This window comes from Ligilactobacillus pobuzihii E100301 = KCTC 13174, from assembly GCF_000349725.1.
GTDB classification, from domain to species: domain Bacteria; phylum Bacillota; class Bacilli; order Lactobacillales; family Lactobacillaceae; genus Ligilactobacillus; species Ligilactobacillus pobuzihii.
Genome location: NZ_KB714703.1, coordinates 63,601 through 75,589, shown reverse-complemented (window position 1 = coordinate 75,589; position 11,989 = coordinate 63,601). Strand labels below are relative to the sequence as shown.

10 protein-coding genes and 1 other annotated feature are annotated in these 11,989 nt (G+C 39.8%); of the genes, 8 read left to right on the top strand and 2 right to left on the bottom strand.

The window, feature by feature from the left end; genetic code table 11:
• From LACPOB_RS13170 to LACPOB_RS0110385, 7 genes are all read left to right on the top strand, one after another.
• Positions 1-783: glucose PTS transporter subunit IIA (locus tag LACPOB_RS13170; RefSeq protein ID WP_040533138.1), on the top strand; the 783-nt coding region annotated here is incomplete at its 5' end.
• A 146-nt stretch (positions 784-929) separates the two neighbouring features.
• Positions 930-1,155: a binding site (T-box leader), on the top strand.
• Positions 1,156-1,484: 329 nt separating this feature from the next.
• Positions 1,485-2,528, top strand: coding sequence for a methionine ABC transporter ATP-binding protein (locus LACPOB_RS0110410; RefSeq protein WP_017868760.1), 1,044 nt, complete (start codon positions 1,485-1,487; stop codon positions 2,526-2,528).
• Entirely contained in the window at positions 2,521-3,207 is a 687-nt protein-coding gene (locus LACPOB_RS0110405; RefSeq protein WP_017868759.1) for a methionine ABC transporter permease, read from the top strand. Before LACPOB_RS0110410 ends, LACPOB_RS0110405 begins: the two co-directional genes overlap by 8 nt.
• Positions 3,208-3,257: 50 nt before the next feature.
• Entirely contained in the window at positions 3,258-4,091 is an 834-nt protein-coding gene (locus tag LACPOB_RS0110400; RefSeq protein ID WP_017868758.1) for a MetQ/NlpA family ABC transporter substrate-binding protein, read from the top strand.
• A gap of 598 nt (positions 4,092-4,689) precedes the next feature.
• A complete protein-coding gene (locus tag LACPOB_RS0110395) occupies positions 4,690-6,060 on the top strand; it encodes a hemolysin family protein (RefSeq protein ID WP_017868757.1) in 1,371 nt (456 codons plus the stop codon).
• Positions 6,061-6,176: 116 nt separating this feature from the next.
• On the top strand, positions 6,177-6,959 hold the full coding sequence (locus tag LACPOB_RS0110390) for a tyrosine-protein phosphatase (RefSeq protein WP_017868756.1): 783 nt from the start codon (positions 6,177-6,179) through the stop codon (positions 6,957-6,959).
• Between the two features lie 19 nt (positions 6,960-6,978).
• A complete protein-coding gene (locus LACPOB_RS0110385) occupies positions 6,979-7,497 on the top strand; it encodes a methylated-DNA--[protein]-cysteine S-methyltransferase (RefSeq protein ID WP_017868755.1) in 519 nt (172 codons plus the stop codon).
• A gap of 201 nt (positions 7,498-7,698) precedes the next feature.
• Here LACPOB_RS0110385 and LACPOB_RS0110380 read toward each other — a convergent pair whose 3' ends face one another.
• On the bottom strand, positions 7,699-8,535 hold the full coding sequence (locus LACPOB_RS0110380; RefSeq protein ID WP_017868754.1) for an undecaprenyl-diphosphate phosphatase: 837 nt from the start codon (positions 8,533-8,535) through the stop codon (positions 7,699-7,701).
• A gap of 273 nt (positions 8,536-8,808) precedes the next feature.
• On the bottom strand, positions 8,809-10,089 hold the full coding sequence (gene eno / locus LACPOB_RS0110375; protein WP_017868753.1) for a phosphopyruvate hydratase: 1,281 nt from the start codon (positions 10,087-10,089) through the stop codon (positions 8,809-8,811).
• A gap of 775 nt (positions 10,090-10,864) precedes the next feature.
• On the opposite strand from eno, the gene LACPOB_RS13165 reads away from it, so the two are divergent.
• Positions 10,865-11,989 (top strand): glycoside hydrolase family 36 N-terminal domain-containing protein (locus LACPOB_RS13165; RefSeq protein ID WP_258420998.1); only part of this gene is annotated, 1,125 nt, incomplete at its 3' end.

The window sequence follows — 11,989 nt, the reverse complement described above, 5'->3', positions numbered from 1 at the left end:
CCATTTATCACAGCTTGTATCGGTGGTGGGATCGGTGGTGCCGTCATTGGTGCGATCGGCTCGATCGGTTCGATCGCTATTGGACCTTCAGGTTTGCCGCTTATCCCATTGATCGACCATGGCCGTTGGTGGGGTTATGTACTAGGATTGATTGCAGCCTATATTGGTGGATTTATCGTCACATATTTCTTTGGCATTCCAAAGGATAAGTTGGAAGTCGAAAAAGCAGAAGATGCTGCTGAACAGGCAGGAGCTACAATAGCAGAAACAACTCCGACAGATGCGAAAGCTGATGTTACAGAAATACAGACAGATCCAACAGTGACTGAAGAAAACTTAGAAGTTGCAGTTGATGGAGAGTTAAAGAACATTACTGAGTCTTTTGACGATGTTTTTGCTAAAAAGACGATGGGTGACGGTTACGTAATAGAACCTGAAAGTAGTAAAGTCTATGCTCCAATTGGTGGTACGATCAGCTCAGTTTTCCCTACGAAACACGCGCTTGGGATCACTACAGCAGGTGGCTTGGAGATCTTAGTTCATTTGGGGATCGATACGGTCGACTTGAATGGAGCACCATTTGACGTCCAGGTCACTGAAGGACAAAAGGTTGCAACAGGCGATCTATTAGCTCAAGTCGATTGGCAAGCAGTGAAAGATGCTGGTAAATCAACTGAAACGATTATCGCTATTACCAATATGGATAAAGTTGATGATTATAGTTTAAATAAGACAGGACAAGTTATTGCTAAAGAAACAGTTGCTGATATTAAATTAAAATAGTCTATTAAAGAAAGGCTGAGTGTTCCTAATTATTGGTGCACTTAACCTTTTTTTGTTAAGAAGTTTGTCATTATTAACTAATACAATTATCAAAAAACTGTTGACAAAGCTCATTTTAACGCTTAATATCAACTACATTAGGAATATAAGAAACGTTGAAGAGAAGAGTAATTTTCCTTAGTACATTTAAGAGACCTTCGGTGGCTGCAAAGAAGGATGGAAAGAGAAGACGAATATGAGCTCTGAAGTTGAATAGCAGTGCAAGCTGATATTCCGCTGATTGCGATACCATCAAGTCTTGATATAGACTAAGAGGCTATTACTATTGGAGTAGTAGCAATTAAGGTGGTACCACGGGTTTTCGTCCTTTTTAAGAGAGGATGAAGGCCCTTTTTTTATATACAGAGCGAAGTGAATCGCTTAAAAGTTGAGCACTATCGGACTTTAACAATAAGTCGTGTTTTTAGCGACTTGTTGTTAAAGTTGGATGGGCACAGACTTTTGATTCACGTAGCTCGACTATTAAAACAGAGCGGAGACAAGCTGGGAGAACTCGAGCACTAATGGGTTTGGACATTATGACAAGTGATTTGTGCTTGTCGTGATGTTTAAGCTAATTAGGCGGAAAGTTCTAGCTTGCCGAAGCTCGACTAAACAGCGAACCAATTTTAATTACATAACAAGAAAGCAGGATAGGTCAAATGATAGAGTTAAAAAACATTTCAAAAACCTTCCAAACAAAGGAAGGAGAAGTTAGGGCTGTAAAAGATATTAATTTAACGATCAATAGTGGTGAAGTCTATGGGATCGTTGGATTTTCCGGGGCAGGTAAAAGTACCTTGGTCCGGATGTTAAATGGTTTGGAGACACCAACCTCTGGTGAAGTTTCGATCGATGGTATACGGATCGATAATTTGAGCGGAGAAGCACTCCGTAAGCAACGCAAAAAAATCGGCATGATCTTTCAACATTTTAACTTGTTGTGGTCACGGACGGTTTTAGAGAATATTATGTTTCCAATGGAATTGAGTGGTATTTCTAAAGAAGAGCGGACTAAGAAAGCACAAAATTTGGCAGAATTAGTTGGTTTAGGTGACCGAGTTCATTCTTACCCTTCTCAGCTGTCAGGTGGACAAAAACAACGTGTTGGGATCGCACGAGCTTTAGCGAACGACCCAGATATTTTGATTTCTGACGAAGCAACAAGTGCGTTGGACCCGCAGACGACTGATGAGGTTTTAGACTTGTTGGAAGATATTAACCGCCAAATGAATTTGACGATCGTGATCATTACCCATGAGATGCATGTTATCCGTCGCTTGGCGAATTCAGTGGCTGTTATGGACGATGGCGGACTTATCGAAAAAGGACCAGTTTCGACCGTTTTCACGACCCCTCAAGAAGAGTTGACTAAACGCTTTGTTAGTTCAGAAGTGGATAATAGTCAAACCCCTGATATTCAACAAATTACTGCGGATCTGATCAAGAAATACCCTAATGGCAAGATTGTTTCGCTTAAATTCCACGGTGACCAAGTTAAGTTGCCGATCGTGACCGAAATGATCCGTGAATTTCCAGATGTGACGATGAGTATCTTGGAAGGATCGATCCATCAGATTGGTGACCAACAAAGTGCGATCGGAACGCTCTTTGTACAGCTGTTGGGTGAACCAGCTGAGGTTGAAGGAGCCCTGGATTTCTTAAATAAAATGCGTGTAGAAACGAAGGTGATCAATAATGGGTGAACAAGGACTTGCTTCATACTTCCAATTTAATAACGTTAACTGGCCTAATGTGTGGACTGCAGCGTGGGAAACATTGTGGATGACAGTCATTTCGGTATTGATCGTAGCGATTTTTGGGATTTTATTAGGACTACTGTTATATCAAACAGATGGTAGTAAAAATCCGGCAGTCAAAGTTTTAAATTGGGTCGTTGGCTTCTTCGTGAACGTTTTTCGGTCGATCCCGTTCATTATTTTGATCGTGTTGCTTTTACCAGTGACCCAAGTTGTTATGGGGGCGATCACTGGAGCTAAAGCAGCTATCCCATCTTTGGTAGTTTCAGCAGCTCCATTTTATGCACGTTTGGTTCAAATTGCTTTTAACGATGTTGATAATGGTGTGATCGAAGCAGCTTATGCGATGGGAGCTAATAGTTGGCAAGTCGTACGAAAGGTTTTGATCCCAGAAAGCATGCCAGCCTTAGTTTCTGGTATCACAGTTACAGCCATTTCATTGATCGGTTATACAGCGATGGCCGGTGCGATCGGTGCTGGTGGTTTGGGCCAATTAGCCTATACCGATGGTTTCCAGTCATACAATAATGCAATCACGTTAGCCGCTACAGTCGTTATCGTCATAATCGTGTTTGCCTTCCAGTATCTGGGAGATTGGATCACAAGGAAAGTTGACAAGCGCTAATTTTAATTGTTAATTTACAAAATTAAGTCAAAAACTAGGAGTTGAATAATATGCAAAAGAAACGTTTAGTAAGTATATTGTCCGTTGCGGTGGCTAGCGCACTTTTGTTAGTTGGTTGCGGTTCTAAGGCAGATAGTTCCAGTCAAAAGAATACAGAGATCACAGTTGGTGCTTCTTCTAACCCACATGCTAAAATATTGGAACATGTTAAGCCAGAATTGAAAAAAGAAGGCGTTGATCTGAAGGTCAAGGTTTTTGATGATTATGTAATGCCTAACAAGGCTTTAGCTTCTAAGGAATTAGATGCTAATTATTTTCAGCATAAACCATTCTTAAATAATTGGAATAAGAAAAATGATGGTAGTTTAGTTGATGCTGGTGGGGTTCATTTGGAACCGATCGGTGTATATTCTAAGAAATACAAAAACTTAAAAGACCTACCGCAAAATTCAACAGTCCTAGTTTCTAGTAACGTAGCCGATTACGGTCGTGTATTACAAATGTTTAAAGATGCCGGTTTGATCACGATCAAAGAAGGCACGGATTTAGAAACAGCGACATTTGATGATATTGATACGAATAAGAAGAATCTAAAATTCAAACATACTTATGAAGCAAAATTAATGCCGAAGCTGTATGAATCAGATGAAGCTGCAGCGACCGTCATCAATGCTAACTACGCAGTACAAGCTGGTTTAAACCCAACCAAGGATAGTATCGCGCTTGAAAAGAAATCTTCACCTTATGTCAATATCGTGGCAGTTCGTAAAGGCGATACCAAAAAAGATGCGATCAAGAAATTGATGAAGGTGTTGAAGTCAGATAAGACGCAAGATTGGATCAAAAAAGAGTATAAAGGCGGCGTACTTCCAGCTGATGATTAATTAGCTAAAGTGGTCGATCAAAAAAGGTGGTTGCAAGTAAGCAGCGACCTTTTTTGTTTTTAGCAAGATGGGCATAATTTTACAGAGCGAAGTTATATTTGCAAATGGAAATGTGAAGCCAAGTTAACTGAAGTAATATGCGCAAATGGAAATGAGAAGCGAAGTTATATGCGCAAGTGGAAATGTGAAGCAAAGTCAGTCGAAGTTATATCCACAAGTGGAAATGTGAAGCAAAGTCAGTCGAAGTTATATCCACAGGTGGAAATGTGAAGCAAAGTTAGTCGAAGTTATATTTGCAAATGGAAATGTGAAGCCAAGTTAACCGAAGTAATATGCGCAAATGGAAATGAGAAGCGAAGTCAGTTGAAGTAATATACGCAAGTGGAAATGTGAAGCAAAGTCAGTCGAAGTTATATCCATAAGTGGAAATGTGACTCCAAGTTTGACAGTCTTATATTCAGAATAGAAAAATCACTTTTTATCGGAATAATTTAAGCTTAAAAATCGAAGTTAGAGCATTGCGACTTTGTATATAATTTTGCTAAAAGGTGCTATGATATATTTATAATAATACAAGTAAGAAATGAGGAATGACTCAATGTCTAGTGGTCAAACGATCACAAATTTGATCATCGTGTTGATCGTGTTCTTTTTTGCATCTTTTTTCGTTGCATCTGAATTTGCTATCGTTACTTTACGTAAGAGTGCGGTCGAAAGCGCCATTGAAAATGGAAAAGGTAATCAGCGTAAACTTAGATTAGCCTTGCAGATGATAAATAACATGAATGAATATCTTTCAACGACCCAAGTTGGTGTTTCGCTGACCGGAATCATTTTGGGTTGGATCGGGGCTGATTCACTGACTAAGATATTTATGGATCTTTTTGGTGTATTACCTGTGAGTCATGCGACTGCCGTGTCGATCAGTGCGGTTTTGGGTGTTGTTTTGTTGACGTACCTTGAAGTTGTTTTGACTGAGATCGTACCAAAAAATATTAGTATTGATATGCCAATGAAGATGATGATGTTTATTGTAACTCCGCTACATTATTTCCATATTATTTTCTATCCCTTTGTATGGTTATTGAATGTTTCAGCAACGGGGATCGTTCGTTTGATTGGTCTTAAACCAGCTGGTGAAGATGAAGATGTTTTATCACAAAATGAGATCTTGAACATTTCTAAAAATGCTGTCACAGGCGGCTCAATCGACCGGAACGACTATGTATATATGGAAAGAGCTTTTGAGTTTAACGATAAAATTGCTAAAGACATTATGGTCGATCGGACAAGCTTGGAAGTTATCGATGTGACGCAAACGGTCGATGAAGTGATCAATTTATATTTAGAACAAAAATTTAGTCGTTATCCTGTTGTGGCTAATAATGACAAGGATAAGATCTTGGGTTATGTGTATATTTATGATATGGTGCGTCAGGCGCAGGTTGATGGTTCTGTCCGTGTCGCCAAATTAATGCGGACATTGAACACGGCACCAGAAGTAACGCCGATCCAAAACTTATTGAAACAAATGATCCAACGTCATGTACCAATGGTCGTGATCTTGGATGAGTATGGTGGTACAAGTGGAATCGTCACAGATCGTGATATTTACGAAGAATTGTTTGGAACCGTTAAAGATGAAGCTGATGACGTTTCGCCTGATGATATCATTGACAATGGTGATGGGACCTATAGTGTTTCTGGGAAAACAACTTTATATGATTTTGAACGGTATTTTCGGTTTAAGGATAAGGTTTTCCAAGAATCTGAATCTGTGACTGTTGCAGGCTACTTGCTTGAAAATTATAAGATCCAACTGGGAAGTGAAATTCAGATCGGCCAGTTAAACATTCAGGTTACTGAATTTAATCGAAATTATATCGAATGGATGACCGTAAAAAAAGTACCAGAAGATTCACCAACATCAACTGATGGGTCAGAAACAAACGATTCGACTGGCGAGTAGTTATGTGTTTCAATAGTAGATGAAGGTAGAAAAGACGGGAAAGGCTCCCGTCTTTTTTAAATAACGTTTTTAATACTAAAAAATGAGTAGATAGTAGAGTGAAAGGGTGACAGTATTTGGCAAATGATCGACTTTTAAAGGTCCAATTTGGTGTCAACTTCCGTGAAATGGGAGGCTATCCAACTAAAACTGGCCAACAAACGCAGTGGCGTAAACTATTACGCAGCGGTAATTTGGGTGAACTTACATCTAAAGATGTGGATTATTTACATGATTATGGCTTGAAATATGTGGTGGATCTGCGTTCAGAGTCAGAATCGCAGTATTTTCCTGATAAAATGCCGCAAGGTGCTCAGTATTATAATTTGTCGGTTTATCCGTTTGCTTCATCCCTGTTTAAAAATCTAGGAGTCGTTGGTTCCATGAAATTAAAAACCAGCGAATTGTCTTTTGTGGATGAATCATATGCGCAAATGTTGGCCGATCTCCATGCTCAGCATGTATACCGTAATTTATTTCAACTGTTATTGCAAAATGATCAGCCTGATGAAAGTTTGGTTTTCCACTGTGCAGCGGGAAAAGACAGAACAGGTGTTGGTGGCTTTTTGATCTTAAACGCCCTGCAGGTCAAAGAAGAAGCAATATTGAATGATTATTTAATGACTAATCTTTATTATTCCAATGCTTCAAATCAAGAAATCAACGGTATCTTAACAAATAACGATCAGGATAGTCTGGCCAATGCGTTAAACTCTAATTTAGCTGTGGCTAGTGAAAATTTTGATACTTTGTACCATACGGCTAATGCAATCTCTGGGTCGGTGCAAAATTACTTGCAAGATAAGATGATGTTATCTGACCAGGACTTAGAAAAATTAAGTAAAATATATTTGAAATAAAAAGGTGATGAACGCTTGGATGACCAACGTACAGATTTATACTTCTCCGTTAGGACAGTTGTTGCTGGCAAGTGATGGTCAAGGTTTGAGTGGCTGTTGGTTTGAAGGACAAAAGTATTACGCTGCTGGTTTTAATAAAGATGACTTGGTATCACAAGAAGACCAGGTCTTATTTCAAGCTAAAAATTGGCTCGATCAGTACTTTAATGGTGAAGATCCAGACAATAAGAGACTTAAATTTCATCCTCACGTGACAGCATTTCGCCAAAATGTTTTAGACGTTTTGCAAAGTGTTCCCTATGGAAAAGTTATCACTTATCAACAACTAGCTGCAAAAGTTAAATCTCAACAAGACTCTGGAAAATATGCACGTGCTGTAGCTGGTGCGGTGGGACATAATCCACTGAGTATATTTATCCCATGTCACCGTGTGCTTGGCAGCGATGGTTCGTTGACGGGTTATGCTGGTGGACTAACAAGAAAACGAACTTTACTAGAATTTGAACAGACACCAAGCGCTAGCTTTTGGGAAAAGTAAATTTATACCAAATATGGAGCTGGGACATAACTAACTGTGCGATTCAAAAAGGGGCCGTCGATCTATCCCATTAAGTGGGTTAAATCGACGGCCCTTAAACGCGTTCCAAAAGATCGAAGCCTTGCCATAATGCCACGATCGTTATTACAAATCGGCTTCAAACTACCTTTTGTCTCACCTTTCATATGTGTATGTTTAATTCTAAAGTAGAAATAGGTTAACACCAATGACTAAAGCACCGAGAATGATCCGGTACCAACCAAAGGCCTTAAAGTCATTGTTTTGGATGTAATTCATCAAGAAGCGGATCGATAAGTAAGCTACAACAAAGGAAACAACCATACCAACAAGTAAGATGATCCCTTGTTCGCCACCGAGTGAACCGCCTTGACCGAAGAATTTAACGATCTTGAGCAAGGAGGCACCAAACATCGTTGGGATCGCGAGAAAGAATGAAAATTCTGTCCCAACATAACGTGAAGTACCAATTAAGATCGCACCTAAGATCGTAGCACCTGAACGTGAAGTACCTGGGATCAAAGATAAGACCTGAAACATCCCGATAAAAAGAGCAATGCTATATGGCAAACTGTCTAAATTAGCGTATTTAGCTTGCAAATCTGATTTTTTCTTTTCGTTGCGGTTTTCAACAACAATAAACAAGATACCATAGATGATCAGAGTAGCTGAGACAACAGCCCAGTTCATCAAATGTTCATCCATCCAGTCGTTGAGCGGCAAGCCAATAATTGCTGACGGTAAAATCGCCACGATCACTTTAAACCAGAGACTCCAAGTGTTTTTCTTTTCCTGACTCGACTTTTTGGGTGAGACAGGATTTAATTTGTGGAAGTATAAAACAACCACGGCTAGGATCGCACCTAGCTGGATCACAACGTTAAACATGTCAGTGAACTGTTTAGGTTGTTGCATTTTGATGAATTCATCCACCAAAACTAAATGCCCCGTTGAACTGATAGGTAGAAATTCTGTGATCCCCTCAACGATACCTAGAATTATCGATTTTATAATGTCCAAAAAAATTGATCCTTTCTTGCGTTAAATATGTACGCTATATGTTTTAGTAACAGAAACTATCATAGCTATTTTTTAAGAGAGGTTCAAGTTTTCTTACTAAATTTATGAAAATTTCAGTTTTAAGGCATGTTTCAACTTGTTAAATGGGCGTGCTTTGTGAAACAAAAAGCTTTCTAATAAATAAAAAGACCGCAATGCTAAATCGCATTACAGTCCCTTTATTATTAGTTAGTGCTCGTTTTTAAACGCTACACTACGCTTTGTTTTTAATTATTAGTCAAAGTCAACACTGTGTGGGAAACGTGCAACAGGTGCTGTACCCTTAAGTTCTTCTTCGATGCGGAGAAGTTGGTTATACTTTTCAACACGTTCTGAACGTGCCATAGCACCAGTCTTGATTTCACCAGATTCTGTGGCAACAGCGAAGTCAGCGATAAATGTATCGCCAGTTTCACCTGAACGATGTGACATCATAACTGTCCAGCCGTTCTTTTTAGCCATGCGAATTGTTTGCAATGTTTCTGTAACCGTACCGATCTGGTTAAGTTTGATCAAGACAGCATTACCGCAGCCCTTCTTGATAGCATCACGAACGATAGCAGGGTTTGTAACTACTAAGTCATCGTCAACGATTTGAACTTTATCGCCAACAGCTGCAGTGAACTTAGCGTAGTTATCCCAGTCGTCTTCACCAAATGGATCTTCGATAGAAATGATAGGGTACTTTTCAACTAACCCTTCGTAGTACTTGATCATTTCGTCAGGAGTTTTTTCTGTTCCTTCGAATTTGTAGTTACCAGTTTCATGATCATAGAATTCAGATGAAGCAGGGTCCAAAGCAATAGCGATTTCTTCGCCTGGTTTGTAACCAGCTTTTTCGATAGCTGCAACGAGCATTTCGATAGCTTCTTCAGTTGAGTCCAAACGTGGAGCAAATCCACCTTCGTCACCCAAGCCTGTTTCGTAACCTTTATCAGCCAAAACGCTCTTCAATGTATGATAAACATTGGCAATTTTTTCGATACCGTCACGGAATGATTCTTTCTTGACTGGAGAAATCATGAATTCTTGTGTGTCGATACCTGAGTCGGCATGTTTACCACCGTTGATAACGTTGTGGAAAGATTGAGGTAATTCTGCATGTGTACCACCAAGGTAACGATACAAAGGAATACCTTCATAGTTAGCTGCTGCACGACAGTTAGCCATTGAAACACCCAAGATAGCGTTGGCACCCAAACGACCCTTGTTTGCTGTACCATCAAGGTCGATCATAACTTGGTCAACTGCTGCTTGGTTGAATGGGTCAACACCATGCAAAGCATCATTGATTTCAGTATTTACGTTTTCAACAGCCTTCAAAACACCTTTACCTTGAAGACGGTCGCCACCATCACGTAATTCAACAGCTTCTCTTTCACCAGTAGAAGCACCAGATGGTACAGCAGCGCGACCCATTGTGCCGTCTGACAAGATCACATCGGCTTCAACAGTTGGGTTGCCACGAGAATCAAAGATTTCGCGTGCTTTAACCTTTTCAATATAAACAGACATTTAATAAGCTCCTCTCTTTCATGTGAAACTATTCGTATAATTTCACTATTCCAGAAAAATATTTTTGATGAACTCACTGACATTCATCCACCTTCCTTATTTTATCGTTTTTAGAAAGGAAAAACAAGCAAAATATGTGAATCTCCACGCAAACCGTGCTGATGTTTTCATAGGTTTTCAGAAAAACCGTTTTCTTGTTTTTCAGAATTTTAATTTTACGATCTGTCTTTATAGTTCGAATCCTTTTTTTAATGAGCTGAATCATTGACCACTTACAGTTTTCTTTATAACATATTTTAAAACATTATATTAAATAGAAGTGTCGAAAGGACTGTTTCGTTATTGAATGATTCATACTAGTTAGGCTCCGGCGTGTTTTTATTCGAGCTGCGTGTCCCAGAAAGTTCCGCCTAATTAACTTAGACATCACGGCAAGAAGAACGTTTGGCATAATGCCTAAGTCCGATAGTGTTCAACTTTTAAGCGGTTCACTCCGCTCTGTTTTTCTATTCGAGCTCCGAAGCTCAGAAGATTCCGCTTAGCTGACTTCCACACCACATTGCCCAAAACGCAATATGGCGTATAAGTCCGTTAATGCTCATCTTCTGATCGAGCTTCTCCGCTCTGTTTTTAGTCGAGCTACATGAACCAGAAAGTTCCGCCTAATCAACTTAGACATCACGACAAGAAAAACCACTTGTCATAATGCCTAAGTCCATTAGTGCTCACATTCTCCCGGTTCATTCCGCTCTGTTTTAATTTAGGAGGTATTTCTATGACACAAACATCCACAAAATCTGAACTGATCGAGGTCAGTTCGAACCCGCTGACTTTTCATTTGCATAACTCTCAGGTTAGTTATGTTTTTGGCGTTGAGGATGAAAATGTTTTAGCTCACCATTATTACGGCAAGTCAGTTGACCATTATTCTAATTTGCGCCGTTACCCTCGGTTGATGCGACATTTTGCACCAAGTCCTGAGGAGATAGAAACAAGAGATTTCTCACTGAGTACCTTACCACAAGAATTTCCGGGGGCTGGGGGTGCTGATTACCGTGAACCGGGGATCGTTGTCGAGTTTCCAAATGGATCACGGACTGTCAATTTCACCTATGATTCTTATACGATCACCGATGGGAAGCCGCAACTAGCTGGTTTGCCAGCAACCTTCGCTCAAAAAGATGAAGCAAAAACATTAACTGTCAAATTAGTCGAAAATGATGCTCATCTAGAGCTTTATTTATCCTACACGATTTTCCGTGACCTGCCGGTTATCACGCGTAGTGCTCGCGTTAAAAATTTAGGCCAGCAGCCAGTTCAAGTTCAACGTCTGGCCTCATTTAGTTTGGATTCGCCTGATAATGAGTTGAACTTGTTGCAACTAAACGGTCGTTATGCACAAGAAAGAAATGTGACAGTTGAACCTTTAAACACGGGTATTAAGATCTTGGATTCTAAACGGGGAGCTTCAGGACATACACAAAATCCGTTTTGTGCACTAATTGACCGGCATGCCACGGAGTTTTCGGGTGAAGCTTTTGGTTTTTGTCTGATATATAGTGGCAGTCATAAATCAATTATTCAAATGGACGGCTATAACCAGGTCAGGATCCAAATGGGGATCAATGACCAGAATTTTGAATGGTGGTTGGAGCCACAGAAATCATTTCAATCTCCAGAAGCTGTTTTAGTGCATAGCGATCAAGGCTTAAATTCGATGTCGCAAAGCTTTCATGACTTATTTTTGAATCATTTGATGAAAAGCAAGTATTCGCACCAAACACGTCCGATCTTATTGAACAACTGGGAAGCCACTTACTTTAATTTTGATGAAAAGCAGCTGCAAGATATTATTTCGTCTTCTCATGATCTGGGGATCGAAATGTTCGTGCTAGACGAC

Bases quoted from the DNA above. Each gene is read 5' to 3' on its own strand.
- LACPOB_RS0110410 (WP_017868760.1), top strand. From the start codon at position 1,485: ATGATAGAGTTAAAAAACATTTCAAAAACCTTCCAAACAAAGGAAGGA.
- LACPOB_RS0110405 (WP_017868759.1), top strand. From the start codon at position 2,521: ATGGGTGAACAAGGACTTGCTTCATACTTCCAATTTAATAACGTTAAC.
- LACPOB_RS0110400 (WP_017868758.1), top strand. From the start codon at position 3,258: ATGCAAAAGAAACGTTTAGTAAGTATATTGTCCGTTGCGGTGGCTAGC.
- LACPOB_RS0110395 (WP_017868757.1), top strand. From the start codon at position 4,690: ATGTCTAGTGGTCAAACGATCACAAATTTGATCATCGTGTTGATCGTG.
- LACPOB_RS0110385 (WP_017868755.1), top strand. From the start codon at position 6,979: ATGACCAACGTACAGATTTATACTTCTCCGTTAGGACAGTTGTTGCTG.
- eno (WP_017868753.1), bottom strand. From the start codon at position 10,089: ATGTCTGTTTATATTGAAAAGGTTAAAGCACGCGAAATCTTTGATTCT.